The organism is Variovorax sp. Root318D1, assembly GCF_001424835.1.
Classification (GTDB): Bacteria; Pseudomonadota; Gammaproteobacteria; order Burkholderiales; family Burkholderiaceae_C; genus Variovorax.
The window spans coordinates 287,842-309,833 of record NZ_LMCQ01000020.1; the positions used below are offsets into that span (position 1 = coordinate 287,842).

Sequence of the window (21,992 nt, forward strand, 5' to 3'; positions counted from 1 at the left end):
CCCTTTCCTGCTCTATTCCTCATCGATCCGGACGTGTCAGCCCGTGTTGCGCAAGCCGGCCGCGACGCCATTGATGGAGATGTGGATGCCGCGCTGCAGCCGCTCGCCGCCTTCGCCCGCCCGATAGCGCCGCATCAGTTCGACCTGCAGGTGATGCAGCGGATCGATGTACGGAAAGCGGTGGCGCACCGAACGCTGCATCTCCGCATTTCCCTCGAGCCTTTGCTTGGCACCGGTGATGAGGGTGAGCGCGTCGGAGGTGCGATGCCATTCGGTGTCGATCATCGAGAACACCTTCTGACGCAGCTTGCGGTCGGTCACGAGTTCGGCGTAGCGAGACGCCAGCGCCAGATCGCTCTTGGCAAGCACCATGTCCATGTTGGACAGCAGGGTGCGAAAGAACGGCCACTGCGCATACATGCGGCGCAGCAGCGCGACGCGTTCCTTGCGTGCGGCCGGCGTTTCGGCCAACGCCAGGAACTGCTCCACGCCTGAGCCGAAGCCGAACCAGCCCGGAATGGTGAGCCGGCATTGGCCCCAGCTGAAGCTCCATGGCACCGCGCGCAGGTCGTCGATCTTGTGGCTCGGGTTCCGCGAGGCAGGACGCGAGCCGATGTTGAGTTCGGCAATCTCGCGGATCGGCGTGGAGCCGAAGAAGTAATCGCCGAAACCCGGGGTTTCGTAGACCAGCTTGCGGTAGGCCGCCATGCTCGCAGTCGATAGCTCCGCGGCTGCCGAGAGGAATGTTGCGGGCGCCGACTTGGCCTGCGGCAGCAGCGTGGCTTCGAGGGTGGCGGCCACCAGTGTCTCGAGGTTGCGCCGGCCGATCTCGCGATTCGCGTACTTCGAGCCGATGACTTCGCCCTGTTCGGTGAGGCGGATCTGGCCGCGCACCGTGCCGGGCGGCTGAGCAAGGATCGCCTGGTAGCTCGGACCGCCGCCACGGCCCACCGTGCCGCCTCGGCCATGGAACATGCGCAGGCGGATCGGATTGGTTTTCTTCTTCTTGTTGAGCTCGTCGAACAGCGACACCAGCGCAATGCCGGCGCGGTAGAGCTCCCAGTTGCTCGTGAAGATGCCGCCGTCCTTGTTGCTGTCGCTGTAGCCCAGCATCACGTCCTGTTCGGCTCCCGATCGTTCGATGAGTGCCTGGATGTTCGGCAACGCGTAGAAAGCGCGAACGATGGGTGCGGCGTTGCGCAGGTCTTCGATGGTTTCGAACAGCGGCACCACGATCAGGTCGCAGGTGGCGTTGCTGTCCATCTTGCCGCGCAGCAGGCCCACTTCTTTCTGCAGCAGCAGCGCTTCGAGCAGGTCGCTCACCGTTTCGGTGTGGCTGATGATGTAGTGCCGGATGGCCGCTGCGCCGTAGCGCGCACGCGCGGTGCGCGCGGCCGCGAAGATCGCGAGCTCGCTGTGTGCCAGCGGCGAGTAGTCGGCATCGGGCACGCGCAGCGGGCGCGCATCGTCGAGCAGCTTGAGCAGCAGCGCCTGCTTGTCTTCTTCGGTGAGCGAGGCGTAGGCGGGCTCGATGCGCGCAGTGGCCAGCAGCTCCGCGATCACTGCCTCATGCTTGTCCGAACTCTGGCGCAGGTCGACGGTGGCCAGGTGAAAGCCGAACACCTCGACCGCGCGGATCAGCGGCCGCAGGCGCGGCGCGGCCAGCACGCTGCCGTGCTTTTCGGCGAGCGACTGCTCCACGGTGTGGAGATCGGCCAGGAACTCTTCGGCCCGGGTATAGGGGTTTTGCGGCGGTACCGCATGGCGCGCGGCTTCGCCGCCCGTGAGGTCGCGCAGCGTGGCCGCGAGGCGCGCATACACGCCGGTGAGTGCACGCCGGTAGGGCTCGTCCTTGCGGTGTTCGCTGGTGTCGGGCGAGCGCTCGGCCAGTGCCTGCATCTCGACCGAGACGTCGACCAGTGCGGCGGAGAGCGAGAGCTCGCCGCCCAGGTAATGCACTTCGGTCAGGTAATGGCGCAGTGCCAGCTCAGCTTGGCGGCGCAGCGCGTATTCGAGCGTTTCGGCCGTGACGTTGGGGTTGCCGTCGCGGTCGCCGCCAATCCACTGGCCCATGCGCAGGAAGGGCGCGACCGAAGGTACGGTACCGCCTTGGCCCAGCGCCTTTTCAAGGTCGGCGTAGACGCGCGGAATTTCGCGCAGGAAGGTGGCTTCGTAGTAGCTCAGCGCGTTCTCGATCTCGTCGGCCACGGTGAGCTTGGAGAAGCGCAGCAGGCGCGTCTGCCAGATCTGCGTGACGCGGATGCGCATCTGCGTTTCGTTCTCGGCAAACTCGAGCGGCGTGAGTGCGTCCTTGGCTGCAGCGTAGGCGCTCTGTCGCAGCTTGATTTCATCGCGCGTGGTGAGCAGTTGCGCAATCGCGCGCTCGGCGTCGAGGATGCTCTTGCGCTGCACTTCGGTGGGGTGTGCGGTCAGCACCGGCGACACGTAGCTGCGCGCGAGAGAAGCCACCACCTCGTCGGGCTTGACGCCGGCTTTGCGGATGCGCGCAAGGGCGGTCTGCAGGTCGCCGTCGGCGCTTTCGCCGGCGCGCTCGGCTTCGGTGCGGCGGCGGATCACGTGCCGGTCTTCCGCCAGGTTGGCCAGGTGGCTGAAATAGGTGAAGGCGCGAATCACGCGCACCGTCTCGGCCGCGCTGAGCCCCTTGAGCAGGTTCTTGAGTGCGCGGTCGGCCGCATGGTCGGCATCGCGGCGGAAAGCCACCGACAGCGTGCGGATCTTCTCGACCAGCGCATAGCTCTCCTCACCCTCCTGTTCGCGGATCACGTCGCCGAGGATCCGGCCCAGAAGCCGAATGTCGTCGATCAGCGGCTGGTCTTCGGCCTGGCGGCGCTTGGGTGGGGCAGGGGTCTTGCTGGCTTTCATTCGGTGTTATTCCTGGGGACTTGAATGGTGGCGCCGCCTGCGTTGCTGCGGCGCAACATGCTAGCATTCCGAAGGTCTGAAACTTGTACTTTTTGGGGACGGTCTTGAGCAATATCGTGATCGCCACGCGCGAAAGCCGGCTGGCCTTGTGGCAGGCCGAGCACGTGCAGGCGCTGCTGCAAGAAAAAGGCCACTCGGTCAGCCTGCTGGGCATGACCACGCGCGGCGACCAGATCCTGGACAAGTCGCTCAGCAAGGTGGGCGGCAAGGGCCTCTTCGTGAAGGAGCTGGAGCTTGCACTTGAGGAAGGCCGCGCCGACATCGCGGTGCATTCGCTCAAGGACGTGCCGATGGATCTGCCCGAGGGCTTTGTGCTGGCCTGCGTGCTGGAGCGCGAAGACCCGCGCGATGCGCTGGTTTCGCCGCAATATGCCTCGCTCGACGAGCTACCCCAGGGGGCCGTCGTCGGCACTTCCAGCCTGCGGCGCGTGGTGCTGCTGCGCGCCCTGCGGCCCGACCTTCGCATCGAACCGCTGCGTGGCAATCTCGATACCCGCCTGCGCAAGCTCGACGAAGGCCAGTACGACGCCATCGTGCTCGCGGCGGCCGGGCTCAAGCGGCTGGGCCTCGAAGAGCGCATCAGGGTTGCATTCGAGCCCGACACCATGCTGCCCGCCGCGGGGCAGGGCGCACTCGGCATCGAGGTGCGGGCCGACCGCGCCGACCTGATCGCGCTGCTTGCTTCTCTTTCGAACCGAGGCGATTGGCTGGCCACCGCCGCCGAGCGCGCGGTCAGCCGGTCGATGGGCGGAAGCTGCTCCATGCCGCTGGCGGCCCATGCGCGCTGGCAGGCCGACGGCGCATTGCGCATCGATGCCGCGTGGGGCGATCCCGAGGGCAACGCGCCGCTGGTGCGGATTCATGCAGAGGCTGAAGCGGCCGATTTTGCGCAGGCCGGCGTGCTGGGCGAGCAGGCCGCCGCGCTGCTGCGCGCCGCCGGCGCTCATTGAATCACCAGGCGACCCGAGAGACATGGCTGCCGCCAAGCCCGTGATCGTGACGCGGCCGGCCCGCGAGGCCGCGCAGTGGGTGGACGAATTTCGCGCCGCGGGGCTCGAGGCGGCCGCGCTGCCGTTGATTGCCATCGAGCCCGCCATCGACGTCGAGCCGCTGAACGCAGCCTGGAAGCGCCTGTCGGACTACGCGGCCCTGATGTTCGTAAGCGCCACGGCCGTCGAGCATTTCTTTCTCCACGCGCAACAGGCTGAAGCAAAAGATGCCATTGCGGCGGGCCTCCGTTTCTGGGCCACCGGTCCCGGTACCGCGCGTTCGCTGCTGCGCGCGGGTGTGCCTGCGGACGCCATCGATGCGCCGCTGCCCGATGCCGCGCGCTTCGACTCCGAGGCACTCTGGGAGCGGGTGCAAACCCAGGTCTCGGCCGGCGTGCGCGTGCTGATCGTTCGTGGCGGCGACGCGGCCGGCCACCCGAGCGGGCGCGACTGGCTCGCCAATGAAATCGAAACCGCGCAGGGGCGCCGAGACACCGTGGTCGCCTATCGGCGCCTGCCGCCGTCCTTCGACGAAGCGGCGCGCGCGCTGGCGCTCGAAGGCGCCGCGGGCCGTGCGATCTGGCTGTTCAGCAGCTCCGAAGCGATCGCGAATCTGCGCGATGCGATGCCCGGCACCGAATGGCATGCGGCCAGCGCCGTGGCAACCCATGCACGCATCGGCGAAGCCGCGCGGGCCGTGGGTTTCGGCGCGGTGCGGGTGTGCAAGCCACTGCGTGAGGCACTGATCGCGTCGATAGAATCCTTCCCATGAGTGCCGCGTCCCCGTCCGACGACTTCTCCCCCCCATCCGCCACCGCACCGGTGCCCGCCCCACTGGCGGCATCGCAGTCGCCGGAGTCGCTGGCGGCCGCCGCGACCATGCTCTCCCGCATCGGGCTCGGCTTGCTGGCCCTCGTGTCGATCGCCGCGCTGGTAATTGCCATTTCTCTCTGGCAGAAGGTCAGCGGCATGCAGGAGCAGCTGGCGCGCCAGAGCGCGGATGCACAAGCCCAGTCGCTCGAAGCGCGAACGCTCGCACGGCAGGCCATCGAGACCGTGCGCGACACCGCGGCGCGTGCCGCCCTCACCGAGACCCGAGTCGCCGAGGTCGCACTCCAGCGATCGCAGCTCGAAGAACTGATGCAGAGCCTCTCGCGTTCGCGCGACGAGAACCTGGTGGTCGACATCGAGTCGGCCGTGCGCCTTGCCCTGCAGCAGGCCCAGGCCACGGGCAGCGTGGAGCCATTGCTTGCGGCTCTCAAGGCTGGCGATCAGCGCATTGCGCGCGCCGCACAGCCCCGGCTTGCGCCGTTGCAGCGCGCCATGCAGCGCGATGCCGATCGCTTGCGCAGCAGCGCCAGCCTCGACAGCGGCGAAGCCCTGCAGAAGATCGACGAGCTGACGCGCAGCGTGGACGATCTGCCGCCGCTCAATGCGGTTGCCATGCGCGGCAACGGACTCAATGCCTGGCAGGCCGAACCCATTCCGGCCGACGCGCCCTGGTGGCAACGGGCGCTTCTCACGGTGCGCGCCGAAGCGCGGTCGCTGGTTCGGGTCGGCCGCATCGACCGTCCCGAGGCCGTGCTTCTGGCGCCCGACCAGACCTTCTTTCTGCGTGAGAACCTCAAGCTGAAGCTGCTCAATGCGCGCCTTTCGCTGCTGTCGCGGCAGGTGGATGTCGCGCGCAGCGAACTCGCCACCGTTTCCGCAACGCTGAACCGCTATTTCGATCCGGCGTCGCGGCGCACCCAGGCGGCCGCAACGCTGCTGCAGCAACTCCAGGCCCAGGTGAAGACCTCCGAAGCTCCGCGCATCGACGACACGCTGGCCGCGCTGGCAACCGCAGCCGCCGGGCGTTGATATGAGGGCAGCACTCTGGCTCCTGGCACTGTTCGCCATTGCGGCGGCGGTGGCCCTGTTCGCCGGCAACAACCAGGGCACGATCACGGTGTTCTGGCCGCCGTGGCGGGTCGATCTTTCGCTGAACCTGGTTCTGGTGATTCTGCTCGGCGCCTTCGTGTTGCTGCACCTGGCGCTGCGCGGCTTGGCGGCGTTGTTCTCGCTGCCGACGCAGGCTCGCCAATGGCGGCTGCAGCAGAAGGAACGCGCGCTGCATTCGGCCTTGCTCGATTCGATGGTGCAACTGCTGTCGGGACGCTTCTCGCGCGCACGCAAGGCCGCGCAAGCTGCGCTGGTCCAGGAAAGGACGCTGGCGGCCCTCGATGCCAGCCTGCCGCAGGCCCATCAGGTTCGCGTGCTGTCGCACCTGCTGGCCGCCGAGAGCGCACAGGCGCTGCAAGACCGGCCGGCGCGCGATGCGCATCTGCAGCAAGCCCTCAATGAAAGCGCCGACCGCACCATGCTGGCGAGCCCGGAGACGCGCGAAGGCGTGCAGTTGCGCGCTGCGCGCTGGGCGCTCGAAGACCGCGATCCCGCAGCGGCGCTGGCCCGGCTCGAAGAGCTTCCGCAAGGCGTGCAACGGCGAACCCTCGCCCTCCGCATTCGCTTGAAGGCGGCACGCCAGGATCGACGCACGCTCGAGGCGCTGGAAACCGCGCGCCTGCTTGCCAAGCACGGCGCGTTCTCGGACGCCGCGGCGCAAAGCATCGTGCGCGGTCTCGCGACCGAGTTGTTGTCCGGCGCACACGATCCGGCGCAACTGCTTCGTGCCTGGACCGAGCTCGATATGGCCGAACGCGAAATGCCCGAGGTGGCGATTCATGCCGCCCAGCGCATGGTGGCCCTGCGCGGCGACCTGGCATTGGCGCGCGAATGGCTGCTGCCTGCCTGGGAGCGCATGGTGTCGCAGCCCCGCGCACTGGGCGATATGCTGCGCGTCAAACTGGCGCGGGCGCTCGAAGCGGGGCTCGATTCAGTGGACGCCGAGTGGCTCGCCCGCATCGAATCGGCCCAGCGAAACAATCCGCGCGATCCCAACCTGCAGTACCTCGCGGGCATGGCGTGCATGAAGCGACAGCTCTGGGGCAAAGCCCAGCAGTTGCTCACCCAGGCCGGCCTGGGCCTGCAGGACGCGGACCTCTATCGCCGTGCGTGGCTGGCGCTCGCCGAACTGGCCGAAGCGCGCGGCGATGGCGAACACGCGGCCGAGGCCTGGAAGCGCGCGGCGCAAACAGAGAAGGCCTGAAGGGCGCAGTTGGCTCGCCAGGCATTGGCGGCTTCCGCGATGCCGCAGTTTCACTCTCCATAAAAAAACGGCGCCAGGATGGCGCCGTTTTTCATGGACTCGGGCCGTCGGCCCGAAGCTTCTTCAGTTCACGCTTTGCGCGTCGGACGGTGCCTTTTCGAAAGGCAGCGTCATCGAACCGAGTTCGCGGCGGGTTTCAACAAGCACCAGCGGACCGGCATCGAGCACGATGGCCGGCGGGCGTTCGCGCGGCACATGCACCGCCTTCGGCTCGGCGGCCATGGCCGCACGGGCTTGCGCAATGCGCTCGGCGTCGGAGTTGACCCACTGCAGGCCCGAGCTCTCGGCGATCTGCGCCAGTTCGTTCAGCGGCAGTTCGAAAGGCTGGACCTTCGGCAGCGCGCGGCCGTTGGCGGCTGGCTTGCTGCTGCTTGCGACCACGATGGGCGCCGCGACGGGAACCGCGACAGGCGTTGCGGCCACCGCAGCGACGGGTGCGGGTGCCGGCGCAGGTGCAATTGCCGGTGCCGGTGCCGGTGCCGGTGCCGTTGCAGGACGGTCGAAGTAGCTGCGCGGTGCTGGTGCTTCTTCGAACGCTGCGGCGCGAGCTTCGGCATGTTCCGGCTGCTGCCGCACGGGCGCTTCATTCGCGTCGATCGGCGCGCCAGCCGCGTTGGCTTCGCTCTCGTCGCGCGGACCGCGTTCGCGGCGGTCGCGGCCGTAGCGGTCGCGCGAACGACCGCGGCGCTCTTCGCCTTCACGGCGCGGCGCCTGCTGCTCGTTGCCACCGGTCTCGCCTTCGTTGTTGCCAGGTGTGACGTCGGCCGGCTCGACGGCGCGGAGACCCGCTTCGTCGGCAGATGCCGGTGCTTCGCCGTTGGCGAAACGCGGCTGGCCTTCACCGCGGCGATCGCGGCGGCCTTCGCCGCGCTCACCACGCGGGCCGCGCTCGTCACGGCCACCGCGCGGGGCGCGTTCGGCTTGCGTACCGTCCTCGGCGGCGGCGTTGTCGCCACCGGCCGCTTCGCGCGGTGCTTCGGAAGCATTGCGCTGGTCGCCGCGTTCACCGCGTTCACCGCGCTCGCCACGTTCCCGGCGTTCGCCGCGTGCGCGGGGCGCGCGTTCTGCCGGTGCATTGCCTTCGTCGCCGACCGGCGCGTTGGGCGCCAGTTGCTGTGCTTCGAGGTTGCCGTCGAGTTCGGCAGTCACCGGCCGTGCCTCGCGGCCTTCGCCTTCGCGGCGTTCGCCACGTCCGCCGCGGCGTTGTTCACCTTCGCGCGGGCCGCGTGCTTCACGGGGTTCGCGCTGCTCGCGGGGCTCGCGTTGTTCGCGAGGCTCACGCTGCTCGCGCGGTTGGGTTGCTTCGCTGCGCAGTTCGCTGCTGCGGCCTTCGCCACGGCCTTCACCACGGCGCTCGCCACCACGTCCGCCACGGCGTTCGCCGTCGCGGCCACCGGAGCGGCCACCGTTTTCGCTGCGGCCTTCGCCACCGCGGCCACCGCGGCGCTGTTCGCCATCGCGTGCACCGCGTGCTTCGCCGTCGCGGCCGGAACGGCCGCCATCGCGGCGTGCGGGCTTTGGAGCCTCGACGGGAATGACCGCTGGTGCGGGCGCCGGTGCCGGCGTGCCGCCGAACCAGCTCTTGAGGCGGGCGAAGAAGCCCATCTCAGCCGGTGCCGGTGCACTCGCCACGGGCGGTGCGACCGGTGCCGGAGCCGTGGCCGCAGTGGCGCGGACGGCTTCAGGCTTGGGCGGCACCACGGGTGCCGGTGCGTCGGGCAGCACACCCTTGATGACCGGCGTCTGCTTGTTGGTGGGTTCCTGCGAACGGCGCGTGACGGCGGTCGGGTCTTCGATCTCGTCGGCCATCTTGTAGCTGGCTTCGATGTGGTCGAGGCGCGGATCGTCGTGCTTCAGGCGCTCGAGCTTGTAGTTGGGCGTTTCGAGCGTCTTGTTGGGCACCATCAGCACGGTGACGCGCTGCTTGAGCTCGATCTTGGCGATTTCGGGGCGCTTTTCGTTCAGCAGGAACGACGCCACTTCGACCGGCACCTGGACGTGCACGGCGGCCGTGTTGTCCTTCAGGCACTCTTCCTGAATGATGCGCAGGATCTGCAGCGCGCTCGATTCTGTGTCGCGGATGTGGCCGGAGCCGCCGCAGCGGGGGCAAGGGATCGACGAGCCTTCCGAGAGCGCCGGCTTCAGGCGCTGGCGGCTCATTTCCATCAGGCCGAACTTGCTGATCGAGCCGAACTGCACGCGGGCGCGGTCTTGGCGCAGCGCGTCGCGCAGGCGGCTTTCGACTTCGCGGCGGTTCTTCGACTCGTCCATGTCGATGAAGTCGATGACGATCAGGCCGCCCAGATCGCGCAGGCGCATCTGGCGGGCCACTTCGTCGGCGGCTTCGAGGTTGGTGCGGGTGGCGGTTTCTTCGATGTCGCCGCCCTTGATGGCGCGGGCCGAGTTCACGTCGACGGACACCAGTGCTTCGGTGTGGTCGATCACGATGGCGCCGCCCGAAGGCAGCTGCACGGTGCGTGCATAGGCCGACTCGATCTGGTGCTCGATCTGGAAGCGGCTGAACAGCGCGGCATCGTCGCGGTAGCGCTTCACGCGGGCGGCATGCTCGGGCATGACGTGCGCCATGAACTGCTGCGCCTGGTCGTAGATGTCGTCGGTGTCGATCAGGATGTCGCCGATGTCGTGATTGAAATAGTCACGGATGGCGCGAATGACGAGCGACGATTCCTGATAGATCAGGAAGGCGCCCTTGCCGCCCTTGGCCGCGCCGTCGATGGCGCCCCAGAGCTTGAGCAGGTAGTTCAGGTCCCACTGGAGTTCGGGCGCCGAGCGGCCGATGCCGGCGGTGCGCGCGATGATGCTCATGCCCTTCGGGTACTCGAGCTGGTCCATCGCCTCCTTGAGCTCGGCGCGGTCGTCGCCCTCGATGCGCCGGCTCACGCCGCCACCGCGCGGGTTGTTGGGCATCAGCACGACGTAGCGGCCGGCCAGCGAGATGAAGGTGGTGAGGGCCGCGCCCTTGTTGCCGCGTTCTTCCTTCTCGACCTGGACGACGAGTTCCTGGCCTTCCCGGATGACGTCCTGGATGCGCGCCTGGTTGGCGGAAACGCCTTCGGCGAAGTATTGCTTGGAGATTTCCTTGAACGGCAGGAAGCCGTGGCGGTCTTCACCGTAGTCGACGAAACAGGCTTCGAGCGAGGGCTCGACGCGCGTCACGACGGCCTTGTAGATGTTGCCCTTGCGCTGTTCGCGCCCTTCGATCTCGATTTCGTAGTCGAGGAGCTTTTGCCCGTCGACGATGGCCAGGCGGCGTTCTTCGGCCTGCGTGGCATTGATCAGCATCCGCTTCATGATGCGTTGTCCTTATATGTATCGTTCTACCGGCCCATGACGGGCCAACGATGCACGGACGACGCCCGCGAAACGAGGGGAATTGCCGCTTGGCCCCGGTTGCTGTCACTGCCGCGGCAAGCGCGAACAGGCCTCTTGAGCGTCAGCTCAAGAAGACAGCCGGGGTGGGGGCGCGTGGATGGGCGCGAGCCAGATTCGGTGTTGAGCAGCTATCTTATTGATAGCTGGTTGCGCAATGGTGGCGCGCGGTGCGGATGACTCGATGCCTGAGGCCGCTGGCAGAAGCCAGGTGGGCCAGCGCAGGCACATTTGAATCAGCAGCATCAACACAAGGGACTCGCTTCGATCCGCCAGCAGCTTGGAAGCTGCAGGCTGGGTATTCCGTATCGGTGTTTCGTGGGTGTCGGCTTGACTTGGGTGCAGGGTCTGCCACTTTGCGCCATTGCGCGGGGTTTGCAGTCTCGGCGCCAAAGCGGCATCGACCTCGCAGCGTTGTCCTGGGCGTTTGACTGCAGTGATCTAAACTTCTGTCTAATCAAGCACTTACACGACCGCGCTGGTGAAAAACATTATAGGTGCGAAGCAAAGCCCTGCGGCCGCTCCAAATCCCGCAGATCAAAAAGCCGCGGCCGATGCCGGGGCGCCGCACGTGTCCATCAAATTCATTACCGTGGACGCGGAATCCGCTGGGCAGCGGCTGGACAACTTCCTGTTCCGCCATCTGAAGGGCGTGCCCAAGACGCATGTCTACCGGATCATCCGGTCGGGCGAGGTGCGCATCAACAAGGGTCGGGCGCAGGCCGATTCCCGCATCGAGACCGGGGACGTGGTGCGGCTGCCGCCGGTGCGGATTTCGCCGCGTGCCGAAGAGGGCGCCACGGCACCCGCGCCCGCGCGCGAATTTCCGGTGCTGCTGGAAGACGACGCGCTGATGGCCATCGACAAGCCCGCCGGCGTGGCGGTGCATGGCGGAAGCGGCGTGAGCTTTGGCGTGATCGAGCAGCTGCGAACGGCGCGGCCGGGCGCCAAGTTCCTGGAACTCGTCCACCGGCTCGACCGCGAGACATCGGGCATCCTGCTGGTGGCCAAGAAACGCAGCGCGCTGGTGGCGCTGCAAGACCAGTTCCGCGAGCGCGAGACGGGCAAGACCTACCTCGCGCTGGTCGAAGGTGGCTGGCCCGCCAACAAGAAGGTGCTCGACGCGCCACTCGCCAAGTACCTGCTGCCGGGCGACGGGGCCGGCGCCGGCGAGCGCCGCGTGCGCGTGGTCGCCAAGGACCATCCCGACGCCATGCGTGCGGTGACGCTGGTGCGCGTGCTGGCGCGGTTCACGCTGCCGGGCGATGCCGCGCCGCTGTCTCTGCTGGCGGTCACCATCAAGACCGGCCGCACCCACCAGATCCGCGTGCACCTTGCATCGGCAGGCCATGCGATTGCCGGCGACGACAAGTACGGCGACTTCGAACGCCAGCGCGTGCTCCATAAACTCGGCCTCCGGCGCATGTTCCTGCATGCCTGGCGGTTGCAGTTCAACCATCCCGCAACCGGCGAGCGCGTGGCGCTGCAGGCCGGCCTGCCGCCCGAACTGCACGCATTGATGCCGCCCCAGGCGCTTGAGGCGCTTGCCCAACATCCCACTCCCACGGCCAATGACTGATTCCCCCAGACCCCTTCGTTTCGACCTGATCGCCTTCGATTGGGACGGCACCCTCTACGACTCCACGCGGCTCATCGTGCGCTGCATCCAGGCCGCCGTGATCGACGTGGGCGGTGCCAAGCCCAGCGAGAACGATGCCGCATGGGTCATCGGCCTTGGCCTGGCCGAGGCCCTGGCGCGCGCGGCTCCCGACGTGCCGAAGGAAAAATATGCGGAGCTCGGCGCACGCTACCGCTATCACTACTTGCAGCACCAGGACGACCTCGTCCTGTTCGACGGCGTGCTGCAGATGCTCGATGCCTTGCGCGCGCGCGGCCACAAGCTGGCGGTGGCCACGGGCAAATCGCGCCGCGGCCTCAACGAGGCGCTGAAGTCGATGGCGCTGCGCGACCGCTTCGATGCATCGCGTACCGCCGACGAGACTTTCGGCAAGCCCCATCCGCGCATGCTTCTGGAGCTGATGGAAGAGCTCGACATTCCGGCCGAGCGCACGCTGATGATCGGCGACACCACGCACGACCTGCAGCTGGCGCTCAATGCCGGCTGCGCCAGCGTGGGCGTGAGCTACGGAGCGCACGAGCCCGAGAGTTTTGACGAGCTGAAGCCGCTGTTCGTCGCGCACTCGGTGGCCAGCCTCGAGGCATGGCTTCTGGACAACGTCTGAAAATCTCGCGATGAGCGAAGAAGAGCCAATTCCCCTTTGCAACGCCTCGGACCTGGTTGAAGGCGGCCGGGCCGTGCCTTTCGATGTGGTCTACGGTGGTGAAACCTGCCGCGCCTTTGCAGTGCGCTTCGATGGTCAGCCGCATGCCTACCTGAACCGATGCAGCCACGTGGCGATGGAACTCGATTTCCAGCCCGACCGCTTCTTCGACGACAGCGGCCAGTGGCTGCTCTGCGCCACGCATGGCGCGGTCTACAAGCCGGACACCGGCGAGTGTGCCGGCGGCCCATGCCGCGGTGGGCTCGTGAAGATCGCCCTCAGCGAACGTGGCGGGGTGGTGCACTGGCATACTGCCTGGAACCTCCACCCCCTGACTTTTTGACAATGACCGACCCGAACCGCACGGAACCTGAGGGTTTTGATCCTTTTGAGCCGGCCACTCCCATTGCGTCCTCGCAGGGCGCGCCACGAAACATGGCCAAAGATCCCACGCAACGCCCAGGGTGGGAGCGCGCAACGCTCGAGAAGCTTGCCTTCGCCTCGCTGAACGAGCAGAGGGCCGCGCGCCGTTGGAAGACTTTCACGCGTCTTTCGTGGCTCGCCTTCTTCATCTTCCTGGTCTGGCTCGCGATGTCGCGCAACGCGCCGAGCGCCGCCAAGACCACGGCCCACACCGCGGTGGTCGAAATCAAGGGCGAGATCGCCAACGGCGGAGACGCGAGCGCGGAATTCGTCGTGGCCGCAATGAAGACTGCGTTCGAGGACGAGGGTGCCAAGGGCATCGTGCTGCTGATCAACTCGCCCGGCGGCAGCCCCGTGCAGGCCGGCATCATCAGCGACGAAATCAAGCGCCTGAAGGCCAAGCACAAAAAGCCGGTCTACGCGGTGGTCGAAGAAACCTGCGCTTCGGCCGCGTACTACATTGCCGCGGCCACGGACAAGATCTTCGTCGACAAGGCCAGCATCGTCGGCAGCATCGGCGTGCTGATGGACGGCTTCGGCTTCACTGGCGTCATGGACAAGGTCGGTGTCGAACGCCGTTTGATCACCGCCGGCGAGAACAAAGGCTTCCTCGATCCGTTCAGCCCGATGAGCGATGCGCAGCGCGTCCATGCCCAGGCCATGCTGAACCAGATTCACACGCAGTTCATCAACGTCGTGAAGGCAGGGCGCGGCGACCGGCTCAAGCTGGACACCCCGGGGCTTTTCAGCGGCCTGTTCTGGAGCGGCGAACAAGCCGTGGCGTTCGGCCTCGCCGACCAGCTCGGCAACGTGGACTACGTTGCGCGTGAAGTGATCAAGGCCGAAGAGGTGACCGACTACACGCGGCGCGACAACGTGGCCGAAAAGCTTGCCAAGAAATTCGGCGCCGCGATGGGCGACGCCACGGTGCGTTCGCTGCAGTTCGCCACGCCGGCGCTGCGCTGAGGCTGGCTCAGTTTGGGCTGCCGCTGTCCGTGAAACGGGCCGAGGCGGCCAGCGCCACCGCGAAAACCACGACCACGTAGAGCGCGGCTGTCAGCGAACTGGCCCGCGCCAGCAGGCCGATCACGGCCGGTCCGGCCATGAAGCCCAGGTAGGCGATGGCCGAGACGGCCGCGATGCCCGTTGCGGCTTCGACGCCGGGCACGCGGGCCGATGCGCCGAACAAAATCGGCACCACGTTCGCGAAGCCCACTCCCACTCCCGCAAAGCCGATCAGCGCGAGCCAGGGCAGGTCGGTCAGCAGGACCAGCGTCATGGCCGCCGCCGCCAGCACGCCGCTGCCAAACAGCAGCGCAGCCGGAGAGAAGCGCGCACGCATCGCATCGCCGCAGAAACGCGCGGCTGCCATGGCGGCCGAGAAGCTGGCATAGGCCAGCGCGGCCTGCTCCTGCGGGCTGCCGAGTTCCTGATGCATGTACAGCACGCTCCAGTCGTAGATTGCGCCCTCGGCAATCAGGCCCAGCGCGGCGAGCAAGCCCAGCACCGCGAGCACGCCGCGAGGGAGCCGGAATGCGTGGTCGGCCGGGGAAGCGTCGCCGGCAGCGGGTGGTTTGGGAAGCATGTGCCACGAAGACACCGCCACCACCAGCACCATGGCTGCCGCAACCCACAACAGATGCGCCTGTGCGCCGATCCCCGCGGCCAATGCCGCGCTGCCGCTTGCGGCGCCGGCCATGCCGCCCAGGCTGAACATGCCGTGCATGCCGCTCATCAAAGGCTTGCCGCCCTGCAATTCGAGTTGCGCCGCTTCGGCGTTGATGGCCACGTCGAACACGCTGGTGACAAGGCCGAAGGCCGCCAGCAGCGCCAAGAGGAAGAGATAGCCCGGCATCGCGATCAGCCCCGCCAGCAGCAGCGCATAGACGCAGCCGCAGAGGGCGGCCATGTGCCGCGGGCCGTGGCGGCCGATCCATCGGCCGGCGCTGGTCAGGCCGAACATCGCGCCGGCACCGGCTGCGAGCAAGGCCAGCCCCAACTCGGCCTCGTCAATGCCGTAGTGCGCCTTGACCGTGGGAACGTGCACGCCCCAGGTCGCGAAGATGAAACCGGAAGAAAAGAACTGCGCACGCGAGGCCCAGCGGGTGCCGGCGGTAACCACCATCGCGTCAGCGTCCGATCGCGAAGACCGCGGGCAGGCGCTCGTCCGTCGGACTTTGCGCCTTGGCGCGCCAGGCCTTTACCGTTTCGCTGCGCACCTGGGCCGTTGCGAGCGTCAGCCCGCGCGCCACGGCGAGCCGGGTGTTGTGCTGCAACGTTTGCACCAGCGCCTGGAGCAGCGCGGCGTTACGGTAGGGCGTTTCGATGAACAACTGCGTTTGGCCGGTCTTGAGGGCCAGCGCCTCCAGTTCCCGGATGCGAACCTGGCGTTCGCCCGAATCCTGCGGCAGATAGCCGACGAAGGCAAAGTTCTGGCCGTTGAGGCCGCTGGCCGCCAGTGCGAGCAGCAGCGACACGGGGCCGGTGAGCGGGACTACCGTGATGCCAAGCTCGTGAGCAGCACGCGCCACCGAGGAGCCCGGGTCGGCCACTGCCGGCATGCCGGCTTCGCTGAGCAGCCCGATATCGTGGCCTTCGAGTGCGGCGGCCAGCAACGGCTTCGCATCGAATTGGCCGGCGTGGTCGCCTTTCTTGTGCACCTCGCGCGGCAATTCGCGAATGTCTTGTGCCTGCAGGGGCGCAGCCAGTGGAACGACGGCATCGATGCGCTTCAGATAGGCGCGTGCCGACTTGGCGTTCTCGCAGATCCAATGGGTGATGCCGGCAGCAGCCTGCAGCGTACCGAGGGGCAGGGCGTCCTGCAGCGGCGCCTGTGTTTCGCAGCCGAAATCGAGCGGCGCGGGCACCAGGTAGAGCTTGCCCCGGGTCACAGCAGATCGACTCCGGCGGAACGCAGCATCCGGCAGGTGCGGATCAGCGGCAGGCCGATGAGGGCGGTCGGGTCGTCGCTGTCGATTGCGCTCAGCAAGGCGATCCCCAGGCCTTCGCTCTTGGCGCTGCCTGCGCAGTCGTAGGGTTGTTCGGCCTGCAGGTAGTGCTCGATGGCCGCATCGCTGAGTTCGCGGAACACCACCCGAACCGGCGCCAGGTCGCGCTGGACGAAGCCCGTGGCTTGGCAGACGACCGCCACTGCGGTCTGGAACACCAGGGTCTGGCCGCGCATCCGGCGCAGCTGGGCTGTGGCGCGCGCGTGGTCACCCGGCTTGCCGAGCGCCTCGCCGGCGAGGTCGGCCACCTGGTCTGAGCCGATCACCACGGCCTCGGGGAATCGCGCGGCGACTGCCTGGGCCTTTTCCAATGCCAGGCGCTCGGCCAACTCGCGCGGGGTCTCTCCGCTCTGGGCGGTCTCGTCGACTTCGGGGGGCTGCACGTCGAAGGGCAGGTGGAGGCGGGCCAGCAGTTCACGCCGATAGCGCGAGGTCGAGGCAAGGATCAAGGGGCGTTGCATGGCGACGATTGTGCGTGAGCTGCCAAAAAGCCTTTGGCGGTGCTCCGCCAATTCCCGCGGCCGGCGCGCTAGACTGGAGCGGATGAAGAGAGAATTTGTTCCCGAACGGCTCGACGTGGCCGCCTTTGCCGCCGAAGCCGCGGCGCTTTCAGCCGACGATCCGGTCCCCAACTATCCCCGGCTGGCGCAAGAATTGGCCTCGCCGGCGCCCGAATCTCTGGTTCGGTGGGAGGCCGTGGGCGAGCAGCGCACCGGCGCTTTGGGCAAGGCCGAGCCCTGGCTGCATCTGACGGCTGAAACGACCGTGCCGCTGGTGTGCCAGCGCTGCCTGGCACCAGTGGATACGCTTGTTGCGTCCGACCGCTGGTTCCGTTTCGTGGCCGATGAAGCCACCGCAGATGCCGAGGACGATGAATCGGAAGAAGATCTCCTCGTCGTGAGCCGAGACTTCGACCTTCACGCCTTGATCGAGGACGAGCTCCTGATGGAAATTCCCGTCATGCCGGTTCACGAGGTCTGCCCGACGCCAATCCAGCTCTCGTCCAGCGATGAAGACTTCCAGGCGGCTGAAGAGGCCAAGCCCAACCCGTTCGCGGTGCTCGGCGCGTTGCGTTCGCGCAAGCCGGAAGAGGGCAAGTAGCCCTTTTCCTCAGGCTAGGCTATAATCATGGGCTTCGCGCGCGCCGCCGTGAGCAGCAAGACAGACCAAGGCATTCCATACATGCCCCTGTATTGCCACCGCCAGAGAGCGCATCCAATCACTCACCTAACAGTCCAGGAGCCATCATGGCCGTCCAGCAAAACAAGAAGTCGCCTTCCAAGCGCGGCATGCACCGTTCCCACAATGCGCTGGTCGTGCCCGGCATCGCCGTGGAACCGACCACCGGCGAAACGCACCTGCGCCACCACATCAGCCCCAACGGTTTCTACCGTGGCCGCCAGGTGCTCAAGAACAAGTCCGAAGCCTGATCTCGCATCCCAAGGCCAAGGCCCGAAGCTACTTTTGCCGTAGCGTCGGGCCTTTGTTTTGATGGCTACGCCTTCTTCCCCCGAAATCACTGCTGCGCCTTCCGCAATCACGCTCGCCGTCGATTGCATGGGAGGCGACCATGGGCCGCGCGTCACGCTCGCGGCCTGCCGCGCGTTCCTTGAGCGGCACAGCGAAGCTTCGTTGCTGCTGGTTGGTGCGCCTGCCGCATTGGCCGGGTTCGCTGCACATCCGCGTGCGCGCATCGTTGCCGCCAGCGAAGTGGTGGGCATGGACGATCCTATTGAAATCGCCCTGCGCAAGAAGAAAGACTCTTCGATGCGCGTTGCGATCCAGCAGGTCAAGGACGGTGCCGCTCAAGCAGCCATCTCGGCCGGCAATACCGGCGCCCTGATGGCCATTGCGCGCTATCTCCTGAAGACGCTCGACGGCATCGACCGCCCCGCCATTGCGCCCCAGCTCCCGAACGCCAAAGGCGGCGCCACCACGGTGCTGGACCTAGGTGCCAACGTCGATTGCGACGCCGAAGACCTGCTTCAGTTCGCCGTGCTCGGGTCGGCCCTGGTCTCCGCACTCACCGGCAACGAGGCTCCATCGGTCGGCTTGCTCAATATTGGCGAGGAAGCCATAAAGGGCAGCGAAACGATCAAAAAAGCAAGCCAACTGCTGCGTACGGCCGCCAACTCGAAGGATTTGAACTTCTATGGCAACGTGGAAGGCAACGATATCTTCAAGGGCACAACGGACATCGTGGTGTGCGACGGGTTCGTGGGCAACGTGGCGCTGAAGGCCAGTGAAGGCGTTGCTTCAATGATCGGCGACTTCATTCGCATCGAGTTTTCGCGCAGCATTTTGACCAAGGCGGCTGCAATTGTTGCCTATCCGGTTCTAAAAGCTTTTAAAAATCGGTTGGACCACCGACGGTACAACGGCGCCGCGCTGCTTGGCCTGCGCGGCCTGGTTTTCAAGAGCCATGGCTCGGCTGACGAAGTGGCTTTCGGTCATGCGCTGGATCGCGCTTATGATGCCGCTCGCAACAACCTGCTCGATCGCGTGCGGGCCCGCATTGCTCACGCCGCGCCATTGCTCGCGCGGCAGGAGCCGGCGGTGCCTGCCGACGCGGCGGCCCTTCACGTTTGATGAGCTCTTATTCACGCATCACCGGCACAGGCAGCTATCTGCCTCCGCGCCGGGTGACCAACGACGACCTTGCCAAGGAATTGGCAACACGCGGCATCGAGACTTCGAATCAATGGATCGTCGAACGCACCGGCATCCACGCGCGGCACTTTGCGGCGCCTGAAGTCACGAGCAGCGATCTCGGCCTCGAGGCCGCCCGCCACGCGCTGGAAGCCGCTGGGCGCAAGGCGGAAGATGTCGACCTGATCATCGTCGCCACATCGACGCCGGACATGGTGTTTCCGTCGTCGGCCGCCATTCTTCAGAACAAGCTCGGCATTGCCGGCTGCCCGGCCTTCGATGTACAGGCGGTCTGCAGCGGCTTTGTCTATGCGCTGACCGTGGCCGACGCGATGATCCGCACCGGCAGCGCGCGCTGCGCGCTGGTGATTGGCGCCGAAGTGTTCTCGCGCATTCTCGATTTCAACGATCGCACCACCTGCGTGCTGTTTGGCGACGGTGCCGGCGCCGTGGTGCTCGAGGCCAGCGACGAGCCCGGCATCCTCGCGAGCGACCTGCATGCGGACGGCAAGCACGTCGGCATTCTTTGCGTACCCGGCCATGTTTCGGGCGGCAATGTGCTGGGCACGCCGCTGCTGCATATGGACGGCCAGGCCGTCTTCAAGCTGGCGGTGCGCGTGCTCGAAGATGCGGCCCGCGCCACGCTGGCAAAGGCAGGCAAGACCGAAGCCGACATCGACTGGCTGATTCCGCACCAGGCCAACATCCGCATCATGGAAGGCACGGCCAAGAAGCTGAAGCTTCCGCGCGAGAAACTCATCGTGACGGTCAATGAGCATGGCAACACCTCGGCCGCCTCGATTCCGCTGGCGCTCGACGAGGCCGTGCGGTCCGGCAAAGTGAAGAAGGGCGAAACCGTCATGCTCGAAGGCGTGGGCGGCGGGTTCACCTGGGGCGCGGTGCTATTGAACCTGTAGCCATTGCAATGCCCCTCGCGGTGGGGCTGCAGTGCGACATGACGCTTGAAACAATGAAATCCTTTGCTTTTGTCTTTCCGGGCCAGGGCTCGCAGGCGGTCGGCATGCTCGACGCCTGGGGCGACCACCCGGCCGTGGCCGAAACTCTGCGCGAAGCCTCCGAGGCACTGAGCGAAGACGTTGCCGCGCTGATCAAGAACGGCCCCAAGGAAGAGCTGGCCCTCACGACCAACACTCAGCCGGTGATGCTGGTGGCTGGTGTCGCCGCCTGGCGCGCATGGTTGGCGGAAGGTGGCGCGGCCCCTTCCGTCGTCGCAGGACATTCGCTCGGCGAATACTCCGCGCTGGTGGCGTCCGGTGTTCTCACGTTGGCGCAAGCGGCGCCGCTGGTGCGGTTCAGGGCGCGGGCCATGCAGCAGGCCGTGCCTGTGGGGGTGGGCGCCATGGCGGCCGTCCTCGGCATGGACTCCTCCAAGGTGGTTGCAGGCTGCGCCGAAGCGACCGCGTCCTTTGGCACCGGCAGCCCCGAGATCGTCGAGGCAGTGAATTTCAACGACCCGATGCAGACCGTGATCGCGGGCAGCAAGGCGGCCGTTGACAAAGCCTGCGAGCTGCTCAAGGCCAATGGTGCCAAGCGCGCACTGCTGCTCCCCGTGTCGGCACCCTTCCATTCGAGCCTGATGAAGCCCGCGGCCGAGGCGCTGCGCGAAAAGCTGACCACGATCACTTTCGCTGCGCCGCAGATCCCTGTGCTGAACAACATCGACGTGGCCGTTGAAACCGACCCGGATCGCATCCGCGACGCCCTGGTGCGCCAGGCGGCCGGCCCGGTTCGCTGGGTCGAAAGCGTGCAGGCCTTGAAACTGCGCGGTGTAGCCGCCATCATCGAGTGCGGGCCGGGCAAGGTGCTGGCCGGCATGGTCAAGCGCATCACCCCCGAACTCGAAGCCGCGTCGGTGTACGACCCGGCAACGCTCGCGGACACCCGACAACTGCTCGCCGGCTGAACGGCCAGGGCCCCCGATACTTTTATGAGCATTCCCAAATTCGAAGGGCAAGTTGCCCTGGTTACCGGCGCGTCGCGCGGCATCGGCGCCGCCATTGCGCTCGAACTCGCGCAGCGCGGCCTCAAGGTGGTCGGCACCGGCACCACCGATGACAGCGCGGCAAAGATCACCTCGGCCCTGAGCGCGTTTGACGGCCGTGGCCGTGCGCTCAACGTGAACGACGCGGCGGCCGTCGACGCGCTGATCGACGAAATCGTTCAGGCCTACGGCGCCATCCATGTGCTGGTCAACAACGCCGGCATCACGCGCGACACGCTCGCCATGCGCATGAAGGACGACGACTGGGACGCGGTGCTCGACACCAATCTCAAGGCCGTGTTCCGCCTGTCGCGCGCGGTCATTCGCCCGATGATGAAGCAGCGCTACGGCCGCATCATCAGCATCACGAGCGTGGTCGGCGCCTCCGGCAATGCCGGGCAGGCCAATTACGCGGCGGCCAAGGCCGGTGTGGCGGGCATGACCCGCGCGCTGGCCCGCGAACTCGGCAGCCGCAACATCACGGTCAACTGCGTTGCGCCGGGCTTCATTGAAACCGACATGACGGCCAGCCTGCCGGAGGCCCAGCAGCAGGCCCTGCTCCAGCAGATTCCGCTCGGCCACCTTGGCAAGCCAGCTGACATCGCACATGCCGTGTCCTACCTTGCATCGCCCCAGGCGTCGTACGTGACAGGGCAGGAACTGCACGTCAACGGCGGCATGCACATGTAATTGCCGCAAGGCGCAATCTTTCCCCGCTCCGGGTGCACGGCAAATGCCACAATGCGCCCGGCTAAAATCCACCGATTACCTACAACCCTCAGAGGGAACCAAATGAGCGATATCGAAGCACGTGTCAAGAAAATCATCGCCGAGCAACTCGGCGTGGAAGAGTCCCAAGTAACGAACGAAAAGGCTTTCGTGGCCGACCTCGGTGCGGACTCGCTCGACACGGTCGAACTGGTGATGGCACTCGAAGACGAGTTTGGCATCGAGATTCCCGATGAAGATGCCGAGAAGATCACCACGGTGCAAAACGCCGTCGACTACGCCACCAAGAATCAAAAGGCCTGATCGGGCCAGCTGGAACTGCCACGGCCGGCGGCGCTTTTCATCGAGCCCGTACGCGCCGCCCGCAGTTGT

At 66.7% G+C, this 21,992-nt stretch carries 20 protein-coding genes; 15 read left to right on the plus strand and 5 right to left on the minus strand.

The features are described 5' to 3' along the window. Positions 1–36: 36 nt before the first annotated feature. Positions 37–2,883, minus strand: coding sequence for a phosphoenolpyruvate carboxylase (gene ppc / locus ASC78_RS18125; RefSeq protein WP_055804145.1), 2,847 nt, complete (start codon positions 2,881–2,883; stop codon positions 37–39). An 83-nt stretch (positions 2,884–2,966) separates the two neighbouring features. On the opposite strand from ppc, the gene hemC reads away from it, so the two are divergent. Genes hemC through ASC78_RS18145 form a run of 4 tightly spaced genes read left to right on the plus strand, consistent with a single transcriptional unit; the run spans position 2,967 to position 7,077 of the window. Beyond that, positions 2,967–3,893, plus strand: a complete 927-nt coding sequence (gene hemC, locus ASC78_RS18130) for a hydroxymethylbilane synthase (protein WP_055804147.1) — start codon at positions 2,967–2,969, stop codon at positions 3,891–3,893. 22 nt (positions 3,894–3,915) lie between these two features. Then, entirely contained in the window at positions 3,916–4,704 is a 789-nt protein-coding gene (locus tag ASC78_RS18135) for a uroporphyrinogen-III synthase (RefSeq protein WP_055804150.1), read from the plus strand. Beyond that, positions 4,701–5,792 carry a uroporphyrinogen-III C-methyltransferase gene (locus ASC78_RS18140; RefSeq protein ID WP_055804153.1) on the plus strand — a complete coding sequence of 364 codons (1,092 nt, stop codon included), beginning with the start codon at positions 4,701–4,703 and terminating at the stop codon, positions 5,790–5,792. The genes ASC78_RS18135 and ASC78_RS18140 overlap by 4 nt, the downstream gene beginning before the upstream one ends. A 1-nt stretch (position 5,793) precedes the next feature. After that, positions 5,794–7,077, plus strand: a complete 1,284-nt coding sequence (locus tag ASC78_RS18145; RefSeq protein ID WP_055804155.1) for a heme biosynthesis protein HemY — start codon at positions 5,794–5,796, stop codon at positions 7,075–7,077. A 123-nt stretch (positions 7,078–7,200) separates the two neighbouring features. Here ASC78_RS18145 and ASC78_RS18150 read toward each other — a convergent pair whose 3' ends face one another. Then, positions 7,201–10,449 (minus strand): Rne/Rng family ribonuclease, encoded by a 3,249-nt coding sequence (locus tag ASC78_RS18150; protein ID WP_055804158.1) that lies wholly within the window; start codon positions 10,447–10,449, stop codon positions 7,201–7,203. 559 nt (positions 10,450–11,008) lie between these two features. On the opposite strand from ASC78_RS18150, the gene ASC78_RS18155 reads away from it, so the two are divergent. From ASC78_RS18155 to ASC78_RS18170, 4 genes are read left to right on the plus strand one after another with little or no spacing between them, the layout of a single operon-like run. Beyond that, positions 11,009–12,106 (plus strand): RluA family pseudouridine synthase, encoded by a 1,098-nt coding sequence (locus tag ASC78_RS18155; protein WP_055804161.1) that lies wholly within the window; start codon positions 11,009–11,011, stop codon positions 12,104–12,106. Further along, entirely contained in the window at positions 12,099–12,770 is a 672-nt protein-coding gene (locus ASC78_RS18160) for an HAD family hydrolase (protein ID WP_055804164.1), read from the plus strand. Before ASC78_RS18155 ends, ASC78_RS18160 begins: the two co-directional genes overlap by 8 nt. 10 nt (positions 12,771–12,780) lie before the next feature. Next, positions 12,781–13,152, plus strand: coding sequence for a Rieske (2Fe-2S) protein (locus ASC78_RS18165; RefSeq protein WP_055804167.1), 372 nt, complete (start codon positions 12,781–12,783; stop codon positions 13,150–13,152). Between the two features lie 2 nt (positions 13,153–13,154). Next, on the plus strand, positions 13,155–14,198 hold the full coding sequence (locus ASC78_RS18170) for a S49 family peptidase (RefSeq protein WP_055804169.1): 1,044 nt from the start codon (positions 13,155–13,157) through the stop codon (positions 14,196–14,198). A gap of 7 nt (positions 14,199–14,205) precedes the next feature. Here the strand turns inward: ASC78_RS18170 and ASC78_RS18175 are convergent, their stop codons facing one another. Genes ASC78_RS18175 through ASC78_RS18185 form a run of 3 tightly spaced genes read right to left on the minus strand, consistent with a single transcriptional unit; the run spans position 14,206 to position 16,701 of the window. After that, entirely contained in the window at positions 14,206–15,357 is a 1,152-nt protein-coding gene (locus ASC78_RS18175) for an MFS transporter (RefSeq protein ID WP_055804172.1), read from the minus strand. A 4-nt stretch (positions 15,358–15,361) separates the two neighbouring features. Further along, on the minus strand, positions 15,362–16,123 hold the full coding sequence (locus ASC78_RS18180) for an SAM-dependent methyltransferase (RefSeq protein ID WP_055804174.1): 762 nt from the start codon (positions 16,121–16,123) through the stop codon (positions 15,362–15,364). Then, positions 16,120–16,701: a Maf family protein gene (locus tag ASC78_RS18185; protein ID WP_055804177.1), complete on the minus strand. Its 582-nt coding sequence runs from the start codon at positions 16,699–16,701 to the stop codon at positions 16,120–16,122. The genes ASC78_RS18180 and ASC78_RS18185 overlap by 4 nt, the downstream gene beginning before the upstream one ends. 82 nt (positions 16,702–16,783) lie before the next feature. Here ASC78_RS18185 and ASC78_RS18190 point away from each other — a divergent pair, with 82 nt between their 5' ends. The 7 genes from ASC78_RS18190 to acpP all read left to right on the plus strand — a co-directional run bounded on the left by ASC78_RS18190 (position 16,784) and on the right by acpP (position 21,923). Further along, positions 16,784–17,341, plus strand: a complete 558-nt coding sequence (locus tag ASC78_RS18190; protein WP_055804180.1) for a YceD family protein — start codon at positions 16,784–16,786, stop codon at positions 17,339–17,341. A gap of 146 nt (positions 17,342–17,487) precedes the next feature. Continuing rightward, a complete protein-coding gene (gene rpmF, locus ASC78_RS18195; RefSeq protein WP_007830466.1) occupies positions 17,488–17,670 on the plus strand; it encodes a 50S ribosomal protein L32 in 183 nt (60 codons plus the stop codon). Positions 17,671–17,731: 61 nt separating this feature from the next. Beyond that, complete coding sequence (plsX, locus tag ASC78_RS18200) at positions 17,732–18,829, plus strand: phosphate acyltransferase PlsX (protein ID WP_082517578.1); 1,098 nt, start codon at positions 17,732–17,734, stop codon at positions 18,827–18,829. After that, positions 18,829–19,806 (plus strand): beta-ketoacyl-ACP synthase III, encoded by a 978-nt coding sequence (locus tag ASC78_RS18205; protein ID WP_055804186.1) that lies wholly within the window; start codon positions 18,829–18,831, stop codon positions 19,804–19,806. Before plsX ends, ASC78_RS18205 begins: the two co-directional genes overlap by 1 nt. Positions 19,807–19,859: 53 nt before the next feature. Then, positions 19,860–20,813: an ACP S-malonyltransferase gene (gene fabD, locus ASC78_RS18210; protein ID WP_055804395.1), complete on the plus strand. Its 954-nt coding sequence runs from the start codon at positions 19,860–19,862 to the stop codon at positions 20,811–20,813. 24 nt (positions 20,814–20,837) lie between these two features. Then, a complete protein-coding gene (fabG, locus tag ASC78_RS18215) occupies positions 20,838–21,581 on the plus strand; it encodes a 3-oxoacyl-ACP reductase FabG (RefSeq protein WP_055804189.1) in 744 nt (247 codons plus the stop codon). Between the two features lie 102 nt (positions 21,582–21,683). After that, positions 21,684–21,923, plus strand: a complete 240-nt coding sequence (gene acpP / locus ASC78_RS18220; protein ID WP_007830471.1) for an acyl carrier protein — start codon at positions 21,684–21,686, stop codon at positions 21,921–21,923. Positions 21,924–21,992 lie beyond the last annotated feature (69 nt).